Here is an 18,940-nt window from a genome sequence, read left to right as displayed (position 1 = left end):
GGAGATTTATAAAAGAGAGTGATACATATTGAAAAATAAAAAACAGCCTGTCGTCATACTTGTCGGACCGACGGCAGTCGGAAAAACAAAACTAAGCATCGGACTCGCGAAAATGCTGAATGCGGAAATCATCAGCGGAGATTCCATGCAGGTATATAAAGGGATGGACATCGGAACGGCCAAAGTCACCGAAGAAGAGACAGAAGGCGTGCCGCATCACCTGATTGATATTTTGGAGCCGTCCGACACTTTTTCAACGGCGGATTATCAAAAAATGGTGAGGGGAAAAATCACCGAGATTGCCGATAGAGGAAAGCTGCCGATGATTGTCGGAGGGACGGGTCTGTACATTCAGTCCGTGCTGTATGACTATACGTTCACGGAAAACTCCGGCGACCCTGTATTCCGGGAGCGCATGGAGAAATTGGCGGCTGAAGAAGGGGCGGAAGCGCTTCATGCCAAGCTTGCGGCAGCCGACCCGGAAGCGGCGGCAGCCATTCATCAAAACAATACGCGAAGAGTCATCCGCGCGCTCGAAATCTTGCATGTATCGGGAAAAACAATGTCAGAGCATCTTAAAACCCAAAAACGGGAGCTGCTTTACAATGCGGTTCTTATCGGTCTTACAATGGACAGAGAAGTGTTGTACGGCCGGATTAACGAGCGCGTTGACCTGATGCTGGAAACCGGCCTTCTTGACGAAGTAAAGCGGCTGTATGATATGAATATCCGGGACAGCCAATCGATTCAGGCGATCGGCTATAAAGAGCTGTATGAATATCTTGATGGAAAAGTGCCGCTCCCTCAGGCTGTGGAACAATTAAAACAAAATTCTAGGCGATATGCGAAACGCCAGCTGACCTGGTTTCGCAATAAAATGCCCGTTTCATGGACAGATATGACGCCGCCTGTTGATATTGAGCAGAAAAAAAAGGAAATTTTCGAGTGCATAGCAGGAAAACTGGAAATTTAATCGAAACAGTATTGTATTGAGAACCAAGGAGGACGAAACATGAAACCGATTAATATTCAAGATCAGTTTTTGAATCAAATCCGAAAAGACAATACGTTCGTCACGGTGTTTTTACTCAACGGCTTCCAGCTTCGCGGCCAGGTAAAAGGCTTTGACAACTTTACCGTTTTGCTCGAAACGGAGGGGAAGCAGCAGCTTATTTATAAACATGCCATCTCCACGTTCGCCCCGCAAAAAAACGTCCAGCTTGAGCTTGAATAGACTTTTTGAAAAAGACCATGAACAATGGTCTTTTTCTATGCGCATCTGTATATTGCAGGCTGTATATCGGAAACATAAAAGGGGGTTCGGAAAATCGTGTTCGAAAGTGAAAATGAACTGAGAAGAATCAGGATTACGCTCGTTTGGATCGCTGTTTTTTTGCTGTTTGGAGCTTGCAGCAATCATGAGACTGTGGTGACGGATGATGACGGCGGCTCAACGGATACCGAACCGCAGACAGAAGGCATGGTGCAGCTGGAACATAATCGTTTCGGCATCGTTGAGGACGGTTACTTAAAAATATACCGCTATGATGAAAAAACGAATAAAATCGAACTGAAAAAAGAAACGGCGCTGGATGAGCTTGAATAAATTTCACAAGCGTTCGAATTTACAAAGCGGGCCGCACAAGCTACACTAAGTACTGACATTGATCATGCAGAGGGTGAGACGATTGAAACACAAGGTGATAATCAACCATTGGGAAGAAACTTGTGAAGATGATTCCTGCTATGAATATGGAACCAGCATCATCGTTGACGGCAAAGAACTGATCAGAGAGGCTTCCATCACAAGCGCTCTGAAAGCCGTACTGAAAGAAATCGGTGCTGATGTGGAGATTGAAGAAACCGTTGAAAGCGAAAAAAAATGTGATTCTTACAAAAAATAAGAATAAAAGTCTAGACTACTAAGCAGTTTTTTTTCATGTTATGATAGACATCGGCTTACACATGACACCTTGAGTAGGATGAGAGATGATTCTCGTTCTGCTCTCTTTTTTGGGCGTTAATCGGGCCAGAGCCAAAGTCCGCTCTTTCAAAAATATGAATTTTTTATAAATCGATCTCAATATGTTGTGTTTTTCTGAGAGGTTAGTATACTATATATAGTGTTAAGAGATTCATTATTTTTGATAGGTCGTGATAAGGATGGTTCAAATCATATTTGATTCAAAGACAGGGAATGTTCAGCGTTTTGTGAATAAAACAGACTTTCAGCTGATCCGCAAGGTGGACGAAACGGACCACGTGGACACTCCGTTTGTTTTGGTCACCTACACGACAAACTTCGGTCAGGTACCGGCATCAACACAATCATTTCTCGAAAAATACGCCCATCTCTTATTAGGAGTCGCTGCGAGCGGCAACAAAGTATGGGGCGATAACTTTGCAAAAAGCGCCGATACCATTTCAAGACAATATCAGGTGCCGATCTTGCACAAATTTGAACTCAGCGGCACATCTAAAGACGTTGAATTGTTTACTCAGGAGGTAGAAAGAGTTGTCACAAAATCAAGTGCCAAAATGGATCCAGTTAAATAACGAAATCATGATCCAACAAGATGGAAAATTTCAGTTTGATAAAGATAAAGAGGCTGTACATAGCTATTTTGTTGACTATATCAATCAAAACACAGTTTACTTTCACGATTTAAAAGAGAAGCTGGATTATTTGATTGAAAACCAATACTACGAAGAGGAATTCTTAAGCCTTTACTCTTTTGAAGACATTAAAGAAGTGTTTAAGACAGCTTACGCAAAGAAGTTTCGTTTTCCTTCCTTCATGAGTGCGTTTAAATTTTATAATGACTATGCTTTGAAAACGAATGACAAGAAAAGAATCCTCGAGCGCTATGAGGACCGAATCTCAATCGTCGCGCTGTTCTTCGCAAACGGCGACACTGAGAAAGCAAAAGAATATGTAAACCTGATGATCAACCAGGAATATCAGCCGAGTACACCGACATTTTTGAATGCCGGCAGAAAACGCCGCGGAGAACTGGTGAGCTGCTTCTTGCTCGAAGTCAATGATTCCTTAAACGATATTTCACGGGCGATCGATATTTCCATGCAGCTGTCTAAATTGGGCGGCGGGGTTTCTCTTAATCTGTCCAAGCTTCGCGCGAAAGGTGAAGCGATTAAAGATGTTGAAAACGCCACAAAAGGCGTTGTAGGCGTCATGAAGCTTCTTGATAATGCGTTCCGTTACGCTGACCAAATGGGCCAAAGACAAGGCTCAGGCGCGGCGTATTTAAATATTTTCCACCGCGATATCAATGATTTTCTTGATACGAAAAAGATTTCTGCGGATGAAGATGTGCGCGTCAAAACGCTTTCTATCGGTGTCGTCATTCCGGATAAGTTCGTTGAGCTTGCACGTGAGGACAAAGCGGCTTATGTATTCTATCCGCATACGATTTATAAAGAATACGGCCAGCATATGGACGAAATGGACATGACCGCGATGTATGAAGAGCTTGTCGACAACCCGCGTGTCAAAAAAGAAAAAGTGAATGCGCGCAAATTGCTTGAAAAGCTTGCCGTTCTCCGTTCTGAGTCAGGTTATCCGTACATTATGTTCCAGGACAACGTAAACAAAGAGCACGCGAATAACCACGTATCAAAAGTGAAATTCTCGAACCTTTGCTCTGAAGTGCTTCAGGCCTCACAGGTTTCGGCTTACACAGATTATGATGAAGAAGACGAAATCGGCTTGGACATTTCCTGCAACCTTGGTTCATTAAATATTTTGAATGTCATGAAACATAAATCGATTGAGCGCACGGTGAAACTCGCGACGGATTCCCTGACTCATGTATCTGAGACGACGGACATCCGCAACGCGCCGGCAGTCAGACGCGCGAACAAAGCGATGAAATCGATCGGCTTAGGCGCCATGAACCTCCACGGCTACCTGGCTCAAAACGGCATCGCGTATGAAAGCCCGGAAGCAAGAGATTTCGCGAATACGTTCTTTATGATGGTGAACTTTTATTCCATCCAGCGTTCAGCTGAGCTTGCGAAAGAAAAAGGCGAAACGTTTGAGCATTATGAAGGCTCCACTTATGCAACGGGAGAATATTTCAATAAATATATCGAAAAAGAGTTCTCACCGGCATACGAAAAAATCGCTGCGCTCTTTGAAGGCATGCACATTCCGACAATCGAAGACTGGAAAGAGCTGAAGGCGTTTGTCGCTGAAAACGGCATGTACCACAGCTACAGACTGTGCATCGCGCCGACAGGCTCCATTTCCTACGTCCAATCCAGCACGGCGTCCGTTATGCCGATCATGGAACGGATCGAAGAAAGAACATACGGAAATTCAAAAACGTATTACCCGATGCCGGGGTTAGCGTCTAATAACTGGTTCTTCTACAAAGAAGCTTATGATATGGACATGTTCAAAGTGGTGGATATGATCGCGACAATCCAGCAGCATATCGATCAGGGAATCAGCTTTACCCTGTTTTTGAAAGATACGATGACAACTCGTGATCTGAACCGTATTGATCTGTATGCCCACCATAGAGGCATCAAAACCATTTACTATGCAAGAACGAAAGATACCGGGCAGGACAGCTGTCTTTCTTGTGTCGTTTGATTAAAGGAGAGTTTACAGTGACAAAAATTTATGACGCAGCAAACTGGTCAAAGCATGAAGATGATTTCACCCAAATGTTTTACAACCAAAACGTAAAGCAGTTTTGGCTTCCGGAAGAGATCGCATTAAACGGCGATCTTCTCACTTGGAAGTATTTGGGTAAAAATGAGCAGGATACGTACATGAAGGTGCTCGCCGGCCTGACACTGCTTGATACAGAGCAGGGGAACACGGGCATGCCGATTGTGGCCGAGCACGTCGAAGGCCATCAGCGAAAAGCGGTTCTTAATTTCATGGCGATGATGGAAAACGCGGTGCACGCAAAATCATATTCAAATATTTTTATGACGCTTGCTCCGACTGAAACGATTAATGAAGTATTTGAATGGGTTAAACAAAATAAATATTTGCAGAAAAAAGCGCAAATGATTGTCGGGCTTTACAAAGCCATTCAAAAAGATGATGAAATTTCACTGTTCAAAGCGATGGTTGCTTCCGTCTATCTGGAAAGCTTCCTTTTCTACAGCGGTTTCTATTATCCGTTATATTTCTACGGACAAGGAAAACTGATGCAAAGCGGTGAGATCATTAACCTGATCCTTCGTGACGAAGCGATTCACGGCGTGTATGTCGGTCTCCTTGCTCAGGAAATTTATAATAAACAGACAGAAGAGAAAAAAGCAGAGCTTCGTGAATTTGCGATTGACCTTCTGAATCAGTTATATGAAAATGAGCTTGAATATACAGAGGACTTGTACGATCAAGTCGGACTCTCACACGATGTAAAGAAATTCATCCGCTATAACGCCAATAAAGCTTTGATGAACTTAGGGTTCGATCCTTACTTTGAAGAAGAGGATATTAATCCGATCGTATTAAACGGATTAAACACCAAAACAAAATCACATGATTTCTTCTCCATGAAAGGGAACGGCTACAAAAAGGCGACGGTAGAACCGATTAAGGACGAAGATTTTTATTTTGGCCAAGATGAAGAGCAGATATAATATCTGCTCTTTTGGCTTGAATGGAGAGGTAAGACAGGAGGAACGGGCATGAATAAAATGGATGAAATCATCTTGGCTGCACCGCGGAGTGACGTCTTTCAAAACGAAATGCTGACATTTCAGGGAGTCAACAGCGAGGAGGAACGTATCGTAAACATTATGGCTCAAATTGAGGCGCATTTTTTTGAAATCAGAAGAGGCGACGCGGAAGAGGATCCGCGATTTAAACAGCCGATTCCGTATGTCGTCATCCGCCGCGATGATGAGGTGTTTGTGTATGAACGGCTCGCGGGCGGAGGGGAATCGCGCCTCCACAATAAGCTTTCTCTCGGCTTCGGCGGACACATGAACCCTATGGAAGGGGCGGCTTCATTTTCGGAAGTGCTGAAACAGAATACCGACCGGGAGCTGGCGGAAGAACTGTACATTCGCGAGGAGGACAAACAAAACATTGTCACACTCGGCCTGATCAATGATGATGAAAACGATGTAGGGAAGGTGCATATCGGCATCCTTTCTGCGCTCCAGTTAGCGTCTGCGGCACAAGTCGAAGTGAAAGAAAAAGATCAAATCGCCGGGCGCTGGATGAAACTGAGCGAACTGAAAGAGGAAAATGTGTATCAGCGTCTTGAAGCTTGGTCTCAGTTTGTCGCCGATATACTTCAATAACAAAAAACCCCCGTTCGTCCCAAAAAAGGGAGAGCGGGGGTTTTTTCATTTAGTCTTGTATAATGAAGGCATCAAATCCGGCTTTTTCGGCCCGCGCGGCCAACGCTTCAGCGTAATCTCTGGAAGAGAATGCGCCGATCTGCACTTTAAATAAGCCGCCTTTTGGAAGCACAATCGCGTCAAAACCTTTAGACTCCGCATCGGCGGCAAGCGCATCAGCATTTGCTTTCACTTTGAATGCACCGATTTGCACTTTATATAAGTCAGCCTTTTTTTTTAGACCGAAAGCTTGCTCCAAGCCCTTGGCATGTCCTCTTGCAAGGCTTTCAATAAAACTGGCTGTTTTCAGTTTGTTTGCATCAGCTGACGTATCAACAAAACCATTCTCCGTCAAAATCGCCGGCATACTTGTCTCCCGCAGCACATGGAAGTTGGCTGTTTTTTTTCCTCGGTCATTAAAACCCGATGCTTGAATCACTTGCGTGTGGACGGCTGATTGGTAAGTCGAGGTCGGCGCTCCGACACCGGGGTAAATATAGCTTTCGAATCCGGTTCCGCCTCCTGAGTTAATATGAATGGATAAAAAATAATCTGCGCCCCAGCTGTTGGCGGCATCCGTTCTTTCCGTCAGGCTGACCGTCTTATCGCTTGTCCTGCTCATCGTGACAGAAACTCCTTCATACTCATTCGTCAGAATCGTGCGCAAAGCCAGCGCGATCTCCAGCGTGACCGCTTTTTCCTGAAGTCCGTTTCCGGTTGCACCTGAATCAGTTCCGCCATGACCGGGGTCTATAAAAATTTTAACCATTCTCCATCACCTCATTACAGCATATGATGATATTCAAATGGTGCTTGTACGGCTGTCATTCATAAAAAAAATGAGAAATATACCCAACATTTCCCGGAAAATAAAAATAAATGGTTTGTCCTCCCGTTTCTGCTGAATACAATAAGAAATGAAAAATATTTCTCGGGAAAGCGCAGGATTCAACATCATTCCCGAAGAGAACGGAAAAAGTGACAGATAAAGAGGAAAACGGGTCTCATGATGATAGGCGGATGTCACAGAACCGCTTCATCATGAGTAAGATAAAGAGAGAACAGAGAGGTGAGCATGTTGGAGCGCGCTGTAACCTATAAAAATAACGGACAAATTAACATCATTCTTAATGGCCAAAAGCAAGTGCTGACAAATGCGGAAGCTGAGGCGGAATATCAGGCCGCCCTGCAAAAAAATGAAGCCAAGCACAGCATTCTGAAAGAAATTGAAAAAGAAATGAACACATTAGTGGGTATGGAAGAAATGAAACGCAACATTAAAGAAATTTACGCGTGGATATTCGTCAACCAAAAACGGGCCGAACAAGGGCTTAAAGTCGGAAAACAAGCTCTTCATATGATGTTCAAAGGGAACCCCGGCACCGGGAAAACCACCGTCGCGAGACTGATCGGCAAGCTTTTCTTCGAAATGAACGTGCTTTCCAAAGGACATCTGATCGAAGCGGAACGTGCTGATCTGGTCGGTGAATACATCGGACACACAGCGCAAAAAACGAGAGATCTGATTAAAAAATCGCTCGGGGGCATTTTATTCATTGATGAAGCATACTCACTTGCAAGGGGCGGAGAAAAGGATTTCGGTAAAGAGGCGATTGATACGCTTGTCAAGCATATGGAAGACAAACAGCATGAATTTATTCTGATCCTGGCAGGGTACTCGAGAGAAATGACACATTTCCTGTCATTAAATCCCGGCCTGCAATCGCGTTTCCCTATCAGCATCGATTTTCCGGATTACTCTGTCACTCAGCTGATGGACATCGCAAAGCGCATGATAGCAGAGCGGGAGTATCAATTAAGCCAGGAAGCCGAGTGGAAGTTAAAAGATTACTTAATGACAGTGAAAAGCACGACAAGCCCCATAAAATTCAGCAACGGGCGCTTTGTCAGAAACGTGATTGAAAAATCAATCCGCGCTCAGGCCATGAGACTTTTAATGGGAGACCAATACTTAAAAAACGATTTAATGACGATCAAGAGCCAGGATTTACTTATACAAGATGAGGCGGCAGCTCACGAATAGACCTCTCAGCCGGTTTGAGGGGTCTCTTTTTTATTTCTCTCTTTAAAACCCGCCGGATGTGTGGTATACGCCCTGCGGGTTTGGTATGATAGTACTACTGCCCAATACGACACAGAAAGGAACATCCATTTGAACGAACAGGAAGGAAAAAGAGAAACGGTCATTTTGGTCGGCTGCCAGCTTCCGCACATGACAGATGAGCACTTTGAACATTCCATGGAAGAGCTTGCTTCATTGACAAAAACGGCTGACGGAACGGTGCTGACCCGGATTACGCAAAAACGGAACAGAGCGGATGCCGCTACATATATAGGCAAGGGGAAAGTAGACGAGCTGAAGGCGCTGTGTGAAGAGCTTGAAGCGGATCTGATCATTTTTAATGATGAACTGTCACCGAGCCAGCTTAAATCACTCGCCACTGCAATTGAAGCGAAGATCATCGACCGCACGCAGCTTATTTTGGATATTTTCGCAAAAAGGGCGAAGACGAGAGAAGGAAAGCTTCAGATCGAATTGGCCCAGCTTCAATACGCGCTGCCCCGTCTGAGCGGACAAGGAATCAATCTCTCAAGACAAGGCGGCGGAATCGGGACGAGAGGGCCCGGTGAGACAAAGCTTGAAACAGACCGGCGCCACATTAGAAACCGCATACACGAAATTAACGTGCAGCTGTCAACGGTTATCCGCCACAGAAGCCGTTATCGGGAGAGACGTAAAAAGAACGGCGTGCTTCAGGCTGCACTCGTCGGTTATACCAATGCCGGAAAATCAACATGGTTCAATCAATTAACAAGCTCAGACAGCTATGAAGAAGATCTGCTGTTTGCAACACTTGATCCGATGACGAGAAAGATGGCGCTCCCAAGCGGCTACAGCGTCCTTTTGTCTGATACGGTCGGCTTCATTCAGGACCTGCCGACGACGCTGATTGCGGCTTTCCGCTCAACGCTTGAGGAAGTGAAGGAAGCAGACTTGATCATTCATGTCATTGATTCATCCAATGAAGATTATGCCGGACATGAACAGACTGTCCTCGGTCTGTTAAAAGAGCTTGAGGCAGATGATATTCCGGTGCTGACCGCTTATAACAAACGTGATGATACACTTCCTGACTTCATCCCGACAGCGGGAGAAGGCCACATCATGATCAGCGCCAGAATCGCCTGGGATGAAGCAAAACTAAAAGCGGAAATCGAAGCTTATTTGCGCCGGGAGCTGATGACGCCGTATGAAGTTCATGTGCCTGCCGCCGAAGGCAAATTGATGTCACGCATCAAATCAGAGACCATGATCGACAGCCTTTATTTTAATGAAGAAAATGAACGCTACGAAGTCTCAGGTTATGTACAGGAAGAACAAAGCATACTCGGAGAACTGAAGAAATTCATGTAAGGAAGGTATACACAACATGTTTGACACACTGACCCATGGCGCTCTTTTACAAAAAACCGCCGAAGAAACAGAAGCGGAAATCTCCGCCGTTCATAAAAGAATAGAAGAAATCAGTGAACGGAATGAATGGAGAGTCCTGCAAAGCTACAGAAAACATAAAGTAAGCGATACGCATTTTACGCCTTCAACCGGATACGGTTATGATGATATCGGACGAGATACACTGGAGAAGATCTATGCTGATGTGTTCGGAGGAGAGGCGGGACTCGTGCGGCCGCAAATCATTTCCGGAACGCATGCGATTTCAATCGCGCTCTTCGGTGTGCTGAGACCCGGGGACGAATTGCTTTATATAACAGGCAAGCCTTACGATACACTCGAGGAAATCGTCGGAGTAAGAGGCGGGGAGTATTCAGGCTCGCTTAAGGAATTTCAAATCGGATACAATGCAGTCGATTTAACATCAGAAGGCAGAGTGGACTTTGAAGCTGTCCGGGCTGCAATCCGGCCGAATACAAAAGTGATCGGCATCCAGCGTTCAAAAGGATATGCGAATCGTCCGTCTTTCAGAATAAATGAAATTAAAGAGATGATTCGTTTCGTAAAGGAAATCAAAGAAGATGTCATTGTTTTTGTGGACAATTGCTACGGAGAATTTGCAGAAGAGCGGGAACCCTGCCACGTCGGAGCGGATCTTATGGCCGGCTCCCTGATCAAAAACCCGGGCGGCGGCCTTGCTAAAACGGGCGGCTATCTTGTAGGGAAAGCCAAGTGGATTGAGGCCTGCTCTTACCGGATGACCTCCCCGGGAATCGGAAGTGAAGCCGGCGCTTCGCTTTATTCACTGCAGGAAATGTATCAAGGTTTCTTTCTCGCTCCGCATGTAGTGGCGCAAAGCTTGAAGGGAGCGGTATTTACCGCCCGTTTTCTTGAAAAGCTCGGCTTTACGTCAAACCCTGCATGGAATGCGCCGAGAACGGATCTGATTCAATCAGTTGAGTTTCAGGACCCTGATAAGATGATCGCTTTTTGCCAGGCGATACAATATGCTTCACCGATTAATGCGCATGTGACGCCTTATCCGAGCTATATGCCGGGATATGAAGACGATGTCATTATGGCAGCGGGCACATTCGTACAGGGAGCAAGCATTGAATTATCAGCAGATGGACCCATCAGACCGCCTTATGTCGCGTATGTCCAAGGAGGATTAACCTACGCGCACGTGAAAAATGCGATTTGCAGCGCCGTAAATGCTTTAATGGAAAAAGAGCTGATTTAGGCCGTTTGCAATTTTCAAAGAATTTGATGTTAAGATTCCTTACATTGTGTTGACACAAAATATAACATCACCTATAATGAGACTAAGATAAGAAAAGGAGGAAATTGAGATGAGTGATAACATTCGCCGCTCAATGCCTTTATTTCCAATTGGGATTGTCATGCAGTTAACAGAACTTTCTGCCCGGCAAATTCGATATTATGAGGAAAATGGATTGATATTTCCAGCGAGAAGCGAAGGAAATAGACGATTATTTTCATTCCATGATGTAGATAAACTGTTAGAAATCAAAAATCTGATTGAACAAGGCGTCAATATGGCGGGAATCAAACAAATTCTGGATAAGGCATCTGCCGAACCGGAAGAAAAATCCGAAAAAACCGCCAAACCGATGAAGCACAATCTGTCTGATGACGAACTCAGAAAGCTTCTGAAAAACGAACTGATGCAGGCAGGCCGTTTCCAGCGGGGAAATACTTTCCGCCAAGGTGACATGTCCCGATTCTTTCATTAATCCGTTAGCAACTGTTTTGCTATATACATTTACCTTTTAGAGGAGGAGTTTTACGAAATGGCAAAGTACACAAGAGAAGACATCGTAAAATTAGTAAATGAGGAAAACGTAAAGTATATCCGCCTTCAATTCACAGACATTCTCGGAACGATTAAAAACGTGGAAATTCCTGTGAGCCAGCTTGAAAAAGCACTTGATAATAAATGCATGTTCGACGGTTCTTCCATCGAAGGTTTCGTCCGTATCGAAGAGTCTGATATGTACTTATATCCTGATCTGAACACATTTGTAATCTTCCCATGGACGGCTGAAAAAGGTAAAGTAGCACGCTTCATCTGTGACATTTACAATCCGGACGGCACGCCGTTCGAAGGTGACCCGCGTAACAACCTCAAACGGATTCTGAAAGAAATGAAAGAACTCGGTTTCAGCGATTTCAATCTTGGACCCGAGCCTGAATTCTTCCTGTTTAAATTAGATGAAAAAGGCGAACCGACGCTTGAATTGAACGATAAAGGCGGATACTTCGACCTGGCTCCGACTGACTTGGGAGAAAACTGCCGCCGCGATATCGTGCTTGAGCTTGAAGAAATGGGCTTTGAAATCGAAGCATCTCACCATGAAGTTGCTCCGGGTCAGCACGAAATCGATTTTAAATATGCTGGTGCCATCCGTTCTTGTGACGACATCCAAACTTTCAAACTGGTTGTCAAAACGATCGCCCGCAAACACGGTCTGCATGCGACATTCATGCCAAAACCGCTGTTCGGCGTAAACGGTTCCGGTATGCACTGCAACCTATCACTCTTTAAAGATAGCGTTAACGCGTTCTTTGATAAAGACGCTGATCTTCAGCTGAGTGAAACAGCAAAACATTTCATTGCCGGTATCGTAAAACACGCGACAAGCTTTACGGCTGTCACAAACCCGACAGTGAACTCTTACAAACGCCTTGTTCCGGGCTATGAAGCACCTTGCTACGTGGCATGGAGCGCGCAAAACAGAAGCCCGCTGATCCGTATCCCGGCTTCCCGCGGCATCAGCACGCGTGTTGAAGTCCGCAGCGTAGACCCGGCGGCAAACCCGTACCTGGCGTTAAGCGTATTGCTTGCAGCAGGCCTTGACGGAATCAAAAACAAACTTGAAGCACCGGCTCCGATTGACCGCAACATCTACGTCATGAGCAAAGAAGAGCGCATGGAAAACGGCATCGTAGATCTTCCGGCGACGCTGGCGGAAGCTCTCGACGAATTCAAATCAAACGAAGTCATGGTTGCGGCACTCGGTGAGCACCTGTTCGAACACTTCATCGAAGCAAAAGAAATCGAATGGGATATGTTCCGCACACAGGTTCATCCGTGGGAGCGCGAACAATACATGTCTCAGTATTAATCTCTCATTCCCTTGGCACTATTGGTGTCAGGGGATTTTTTGGTTTTGGTCATAAGATTAAAAGAACAATATTTTTGGTCCTTGACCAAAATATGACCAAAAAAATTTGAAGTTATGAATCTAACTCCGCAATTGATGACTCGTATTTCTCGTGATTCTTTATTCGGTTTTGGTTTGAGTAGACGGCTTCTAAAAATGGGGGCAGCTAACAACGGAATTGATGGCTGTTGCGTTCTGAAAACAGTAACTGCGAAACGTATATATGGCTTGTCTGCTGACGGAGTGTCCGACCAAAAACTAAAGCAAAAATGCTGTCTCTTCTGACATAAATGAAACAGACCTTTAATAGGGCTTACAGGGTACGGTAGAACTGGTGAAATGAAAAAATGAACAAGACTAAAGACTTCCATCCCTCCACCTCCTCTTTGAAACTGAAGACGCCAGGTAAGGCGTTCTTTCGTAATATTTTTTTACAGCTTTTACTAAAACGATTTCACAACATTCTTATTTGAAAATTGTGGGCAATCATTTTCATTTTCCTTAATATGTTATTTTATGCAAACCCTATGTTACAATTTAACTTAGTATATAGACGGAAGGGGAAATGCAATTTTGCTTGGGATTAAAGTTGAAAAATCTGATGGTAAATTAATTATCAATTGGCAACTATCTAAAATTGAAATTCCAATCAAAGAAATCAACGATGTATTACTGGATCCATACTACGGGGGACAGGAGAAAAATGCAGTAAGGATTGGGTTTCCTTATGGCTCTACGGATAGGATAGTAATTAAAACGGCAAAAAACACTTATATTTTGTTTACTTCTAATGCTGCTTCAATTATGAATAAAATTCTTACTGATTAACAAATTCGTATCCTCAGTAATTATTCTGAGGAGTATGGGGGTGTTTTTATTGACTAACTTTGTCCATAAGACTATCAATGGTTTGAAAAGTCTTTTAGATGAAAAAGGGGCCATTAAATTGTTTTGTTCTGAGGGATATATTATAGAGAGTCTTGTGACTTTTTCTCCGAACAAAGCGTCTCTTAGTGAAATCCAAAACTTTCAGTCGAATCATAAATTCACTCTTCCTGATGATTACCTGAAGTTTATTTCTCAGCATAATGGCGCAAAAATTTTCGAAATCCTTTCAAAGGGTGAGAATATTGGCGGAGGGCTTCATTTATTTAGCCTTGAGGAAATAGAGGAAGAACTAAAATATGAGGATTTGTTTGATGGGATCAATGGAATACCTATTGGCTATCTGTTGGAAGAATGTCATTTAATGATCGATAAGGATAGAGTGAATCAAGGTGATCCTAACTATCTATTTATATTTGAAAGTGGTTCAGAATATAATCCATTAAATTTAAACTTTGAAATATTTTTAGACCGATATATTATGTCGAACGGGGATGCTTTTTGGGATTGGAAATACTATACCGCTGAAAATTATTACAGAACGAGATAAAACCGTGTATGACAGTCAGAACAGACTGTATTTTTCTGTTAATCAAATAATAACGCTGTGGTAAAATTTAGATGAGAATTAGTGGAAGGGAGTCGGAAATGAAAGTATTTGAAGCAGCCTCTTTAATTTCAGCAGCGGAAAAGCGAGCAAAAGAATATGATCAGATTAGAGAACAATTTATCAATCTCAGGAAAGCTTTTCAGGGAATGGCTGACTTAGATGACAATGAGTTTTCGGGCAAAGGTGCTGATAACATCAAAGCATTCTTTCAAGATCACGCTAGTGTCACAGACAGCTGGCTTGATCTGATCGATATGAAGATTGCTTTTCTTAACAGTCTTTCTGGAAAAGTAACTGATGCGGGATTGGCCGATTCGTTTGTGGAAGAGTCATTTTTAGAACATGAGCTGATTCATGCGAAGAATAAATCACAAGCCATCATGCAAGAGCAGCGCAATGAAATGAAAGGTATCCTTGATGAAATCAGCGATATCATTCATCTTGATGTTTTCTCTACAGAAGATGTCGATCAAAAGCTTGAGTCAGCAGATAAAAAAAGGAACGATACCATACATAAACTCGGAAAGCTTGATCACGATCTAACGAAAGAATACGCAGAAACCGAGGCAAATGAACATTTCATTCAGGCAGACTTTCAACAGCTCCAAAACGCTACGGGCAAAGGAAAAAACGCCACTCCGCTTCATTATAACGCCAAGGCATACAGGGAAAGTGACATACATAAGAAGAAAGGCGAGATTGCAAGACATTCAGATGCTTATTTGACGATTAAAAAGGAAGAAGCGAAAGAGCGGGAAATCAAGGATTTGAAGAAAAAACTCGCTGACGGTGTGACCGATCCGGAGGAATACTTGGAAATTGCGAAGAAGATCGGTTACGAGAACCTTGGACCTTCCCAACAGCAATATGTCATTCAGCTTGAACAAGCAAAACAGATGGAAGAAGCCGGAGAAGTGACTTGGGATATATTAAAAGGGGCTGGCGTTGGTTTATATGATGTTGGGAAAGACACTGTAACCGGTTTATGGGATTTCATAACCGATCCGGGAGAAACCTTGTCAGCACTGGGGAATACAGTACTTCATCCAGTTGAAACATACGATGCTATTGCAACAGCAATAGAAGAATCGTATCAAAAGGATATGGTGAACGGAGATGCTTACTCCAGATCTAGATGGGTGACATATGCGGTCGGTTCAGTGGCTGTGGCTGTCGTCGGAACGAAAGGAGCAGGAGCCGTTAACAAAGCTGATGCGGCGGGGAAGGTCATAAACAAGGCAGGACAGGTAGGTCAGAAAATTAAGGATGTTAAACTTCCAGATCTGCTTCCGTATAACTCTAAATATAATCTTGCGATGGCAGGGGACGTGCCATACAATGTGGTTGATAGCCAAAACCTTAAAAATGAACTTTTGACCAATGCAAAGAAATTGGATGAAAGCAGAAAGCCATTTACAGGTCAGCAAGTTGATGTCCCTTGGTTAAATAAAGAAAAATATGAAGCATACGAAATAGACGGTAAGGTAAAAGTTAAAGGAGAGCCTAGAGATGTAAGCCGTAGAGTATATACAATGAAAGATATTGATCTTAATCAAAAAAATCGTAAAGGCCTTACGAATCTACAACTGATGAAAAATGGTAATGCTCCGTTTGCTAAAGATGGCACGCAAATAAATTTACATCACTTAATTCAAGAAGAGCCTGGTACTATACTGGAGATACCTGAAAGCTGGCATAATAAGTACAGTGATGTTTTGCATGGATTAAAAGGGAATGGACAGAGTTTTAGAAATGATCTAGTACTTGATAAACAATATAAAAGTTTCAGAAGAAGGTATTGGAGATGGAGAGCTCAGCAATTTGAGAACCAAGAATAAGAGGTGAAAGTTTAATGGATTATTCAAAAATAAAAACTTTCTTTGATGAAAATAAAGAAAATTCAATTCTCACGGGAGGAGTCACTGAGGAGCAGATTAGCGAAATAGAAGAGGATCTCAATGTAACTCTTCCAGACAGCTATAAGTGGTTTTTAACTGAGTATGGTTCAGGGGGAGCATATGGAACAATGATACTCGGATATGACTCTCACGGCGCTGAAGTTGTCGAACAGACCAATGAATATAAAAAATATTATAACCTTTCCGATGGTCTTGTAGTGATCGAATATGTAGATGAATTTTCTTATTGTCTTGACACTAATAAGATGAAAAATGGTGAATGCCCTGTCATTCTTTGGGACAACCAAGAGGGATATGGTAAACAAGTTGGTAGTACATTCCTTGAGTTTTTAATAGAAGAACTGGAAGAAGCGAAAGACGACTGGATTGATGATGAGGACTGGGACGATTAAAACTAAAAAGAAGGTCTATAACTTGTTTTTCCATAGCATATGAAGGAGTATTAAAATGAGCTTTACTAAGATAAGATCGAACAAAAGTTGAAAGAGTTTACGATTGATGCTGGCACAGATCCTAGCATTAATACAAATGAACAACTAAAAGAGCTTGAAATTAACATAGGCAATCAATTACCTTCAGATTATAAGGACTTTTTGAAGATATATGGAGGATGTTATTTAGAAAGGAAAAAAACAACAGATAAAGTTGAGTATGACGTTTGCTATAAACCAATAGAGAAAGACCTTTGGATGGGTAAGGACGATGATACGCAATTGTTAGAGGATATTTACGGTTTAGCGAACGATCATAGCAGTCTTCAGAAAGTGATCGATACATATTCTGATCGGTTTCCTAGAAATATAATTCCTATTGCAAGCAGCTCTGCAGGCGGGAATGAAATATGTATGGATATCGATAATGAAAAGATATTGTTTTGGGATCATGAATAAAGTCATCCAGATAAAGTCTTTTTCCTGCTGTAAACTACAGACGGGTTACAGTGTTTTTCCCTTAATAAAAAGACCGGGGTATCACCCCGGCTCTGTAATAAAAGCTGCCCATCAAAGGGCTTGCTCATCTGATATTCATGATAGACCTATTCCTTCAGGTTCTGAGGCTCAAGGGAAGTCTGTTTTTTTCTTATATACGTCAACAGTGCGTTATAAACGGCTCGAATAAACCATTTATATTAAAATGAGGATATTATATGATTTCCTTCATTTTCTTTTGAAATTTGATTTCTTTTAGGATGAAGGCTAAATGAAGCCAATTATGCTCTAAAATGGAACCGGCCATTTTTATTTTCAAAAAGCAGGAGCAGGAAATTCATCAATTTTGATACGAAGTAAACTATAAGGTTTCTGTCGTAAGTCTTTTCCATAATGAAATCTAGCCTGCCGATGTAATTGGTTCACGATGACATATAAGTATTCATCCGGACCAATCGAAAAAGTATCCGGCCATAAAATTCTCGAATCATGTGCGATGGTTTCCATTGTGCCATTCGGCAGCATCTTTCGAATACTATTGTTCTCATAATCTCCGGCATAAATGGCTCCTTTCGCATCTGTAATCATTCCATCAGACGCGCCTTTTTCTCCCCAATACGCCACATGATAAAGTAAATCCATGTCCGGTATATTTCTATCTCTCAGGGCTTCTGTTGAGATCGAGAACAAATGGCGGCTGGTCAGTGGACAAAAAAATAATACCTTTCCGTCAGGAGAGATCGCAATACCGTCGGATGCCAGCCTGAACGGGGAAGTTGAACCATCCCTGTTACGATTCATCAAAATTTTGCCTTCTATTTTCGGTATAAAATAGGAATCCGGTGAAGTTGGATTTGCTCCATTTAACCGTCTAAATGCGTTTCCGGTTTCTAAATCCACGACGATAATAGCTCCTGGTCCTTTGGAAGAAGAATCCGTTATATAGGCATAACCTGCAGTTCCAACACGAAAATCAAATCGGACATCATTCAGGTAAGTTGTTGGAAGGACAACATCTTCTGTAAAGGTATAAACTCTTCTGATTGTATTGGTTTTTAAATCAACAGCGACTAATTTTGCCCCGCCTTTAATTGGTTCAGAAAAATTGGGTGCCGCCGTATCTAGTACCCAAAGCGTTCCTCTTCCATCAGTAACTACACTTTGGACACTGATGAAAGTCATTTTGATATTCTCAGGGTTAACCAAATTGGTTTGTAAATCAGGATAAGGCTGCAATTTATCCCCAATTATCTCCGCCACCGTAAATTTAACATCGTCTCCCCATTTCGGAAAACAAATGAAAATACGACCAGTTTCTGAAACAGTAACACCGGTAGGCATAGCTCCATAAAATGCATAAACCAGTTCTAAATCCCCAAAATATTTTTCAAAAGGCAGCATAGGTTTCATAATATCCTCCTCAACCAATTAAACGGGATATCACTTATATATGATTCGCATTTTTTCTAGTGCATGTTTCTTAATAAGTTTTTCTAAACCAAAGATGATGGAAGTGCTTATCATTTAATAAGTCAGTCAGGTGACACAGGGGGGTTTACTTAACGTCTGTCGAAGCAGTCGGCAATTACAACATGGTATGT

Annotated in this window: 19 protein-coding genes and 1 pseudogene; 18 read left to right on the top strand and 2 right to left on the bottom strand. The window is 42.8% G+C overall.

The window, feature by feature from the left end:
* Positions 1–28: 28 nt before the first annotated feature.
* The 8 genes from miaA (at position 29) to BZ167_RS00680 (ending at position 6,294) form a co-directional block, all read left to right on the top strand.
* Positions 29–973: a tRNA (adenosine(37)-N6)-dimethylallyltransferase MiaA gene (gene miaA / locus BZ167_RS00715; RefSeq protein ID WP_007410375.1), complete on the top strand. Its 945-nt coding sequence runs from the start codon at positions 29–31 to the stop codon at positions 971–973.
* Between the two features lie 39 nt (positions 974–1,012).
* The gene (hfq, locus tag BZ167_RS00710; protein ID WP_003154064.1) at positions 1,013–1,234 is read left to right on the top strand and encodes an RNA chaperone Hfq; all 222 of its coding nucleotides are present in this window, start codon (positions 1,013–1,015) and stop codon (positions 1,232–1,234) included.
* Between the two features lie 96 nt (positions 1,235–1,330).
* Positions 1,331–1,606, top strand: a complete 276-nt coding sequence (locus BZ167_RS00705) for a YmzC family protein (RefSeq protein ID WP_007611597.1) — start codon at positions 1,331–1,333, stop codon at positions 1,604–1,606.
* Positions 1,607–1,688: 82 nt separating this feature from the next.
* Entirely contained in the window at positions 1,689–1,904 is a 216-nt protein-coding gene (locus BZ167_RS00700) for a hypothetical protein (protein ID WP_003154062.1), read from the top strand.
* Positions 1,905–2,163: 259 nt separating this feature from the next.
* Positions 2,164–2,556 (top strand): class Ib ribonucleoside-diphosphate reductase assembly flavoprotein NrdI, encoded by a 393-nt coding sequence (gene nrdI / locus BZ167_RS00695; protein WP_003154061.1) that lies wholly within the window; start codon positions 2,164–2,166, stop codon positions 2,554–2,556.
* A complete protein-coding gene (gene nrdE / locus BZ167_RS00690; RefSeq protein WP_007611605.1) occupies positions 2,516–4,618 on the top strand; it encodes a class 1b ribonucleoside-diphosphate reductase subunit alpha in 2,103 nt (700 codons plus the stop codon). The genes nrdI and nrdE overlap by 41 nt, the downstream gene beginning before the upstream one ends.
* Before the next feature lie 17 nt (positions 4,619–4,635).
* A complete protein-coding gene (nrdF, locus tag BZ167_RS00685; protein ID WP_012117608.1) occupies positions 4,636–5,625 on the top strand; it encodes a class 1b ribonucleoside-diphosphate reductase subunit beta in 990 nt (329 codons plus the stop codon).
* A gap of 48 nt (positions 5,626–5,673) precedes the next feature.
* Entirely contained in the window at positions 5,674–6,294 is a 621-nt protein-coding gene (locus tag BZ167_RS00680; protein WP_053104414.1) for a hypothetical protein, read from the top strand.
* Between the two features lie 49 nt (positions 6,295–6,343).
* On the opposite strand, the gene BZ167_RS00675 is transcribed toward BZ167_RS00680, so the two are convergent.
* Complete coding sequence (locus tag BZ167_RS00675; protein WP_053104415.1) at positions 6,344–7,102, bottom strand: N-acetylmuramoyl-L-alanine amidase; 759 nt, start codon at positions 7,100–7,102, stop codon at positions 6,344–6,346.
* A 306-nt stretch (positions 7,103–7,408) separates the two neighbouring features.
* Here BZ167_RS00675 and spoVK point away from each other — a divergent pair, with 306 nt between their 5' ends.
* From spoVK to BZ167_RS00615, 10 genes and pseudogenes are all read left to right on the top strand, one after another.
* Positions 7,409–8,377 carry a stage V sporulation protein K gene (gene spoVK, locus BZ167_RS00665; protein ID WP_007611621.1) on the top strand — a complete coding sequence of 323 codons (969 nt, stop codon included), beginning with the start codon at positions 7,409–7,411 and terminating at the stop codon, positions 8,375–8,377.
* A gap of 129 nt (positions 8,378–8,506) precedes the next feature.
* Positions 8,507–9,769, top strand: a complete 1,263-nt coding sequence (hflX, locus tag BZ167_RS00660; protein WP_061046768.1) for a GTPase HflX — start codon at positions 8,507–8,509, stop codon at positions 9,767–9,769.
* 16 nt (positions 9,770–9,785) lie between these two features.
* On the top strand, positions 9,786–11,051 hold the full coding sequence (locus BZ167_RS00655; RefSeq protein ID WP_047935741.1) for a methionine gamma-lyase family protein: 1,266 nt from the start codon (positions 9,786–9,788) through the stop codon (positions 11,049–11,051).
* Between the two features lie 109 nt (positions 11,052–11,160).
* Complete coding sequence (locus tag BZ167_RS00650; protein WP_007410366.1) at positions 11,161–11,565, top strand: MerR family transcriptional regulator; 405 nt, start codon at positions 11,161–11,163, stop codon at positions 11,563–11,565.
* Between the two features lie 57 nt (positions 11,566–11,622).
* Positions 11,623–12,957, top strand: coding sequence for a type I glutamate--ammonia ligase (glnA, locus tag BZ167_RS00645; RefSeq protein ID WP_007410365.1), 1,335 nt, complete (start codon positions 11,623–11,625; stop codon positions 12,955–12,957).
* Positions 12,958–13,569: 612 nt separating this feature from the next.
* A complete protein-coding gene (locus BZ167_RS00635; protein ID WP_033574791.1) occupies positions 13,570–13,824 on the top strand; it encodes a SunI/YnzG family protein in 255 nt (84 codons plus the stop codon).
* 49 nt (positions 13,825–13,873) lie between these two features.
* Positions 13,874–14,431, top strand: a complete 558-nt coding sequence (locus BZ167_RS00630; RefSeq protein WP_031379094.1) for an SMI1/KNR4 family protein — start codon at positions 13,874–13,876, stop codon at positions 14,429–14,431.
* Positions 14,432–14,529: 98 nt separating this feature from the next.
* Positions 14,530–16,329: a T7SS effector LXG polymorphic toxin gene (locus BZ167_RS00625; protein WP_060674204.1), complete on the top strand. Its 1,800-nt coding sequence runs from the start codon at positions 14,530–14,532 to the stop codon at positions 16,327–16,329.
* Between the two features lie 14 nt (positions 16,330–16,343).
* Positions 16,344–16,802 (top strand): SMI1/KNR4 family protein, encoded by a 459-nt coding sequence (locus BZ167_RS00620; protein ID WP_060674206.1) that lies wholly within the window; start codon positions 16,344–16,346, stop codon positions 16,800–16,802.
* 75 nt (positions 16,803–16,877) lie between these two features.
* Positions 16,878–17,297: pseudogene (locus BZ167_RS00615) on the top strand (SMI1/KNR4 family protein); the annotation flags it as partial.
* Between the two features lie 357 nt (positions 17,298–17,654).
* Here the strand turns inward: BZ167_RS00615 and BZ167_RS00610 are convergent.
* Entirely contained in the window at positions 17,655–18,749 is a 1,095-nt protein-coding gene (locus BZ167_RS00610) for an L-dopachrome tautomerase-related protein (protein WP_061890623.1), read from the bottom strand.
* Positions 18,750–18,940: the final 191 nt, after the last annotated feature.

This window comes from Bacillus sp. 275 (assembly GCF_001999205.1).
GTDB lineage: Bacteria > Bacillota > Bacilli > Bacillales > Bacillaceae > Bacillus > Bacillus velezensis.
The sequence above is the reverse complement of the archived record's forward strand: the minus strand, read 5'-3'. Positions and strand labels throughout refer to the sequence as shown.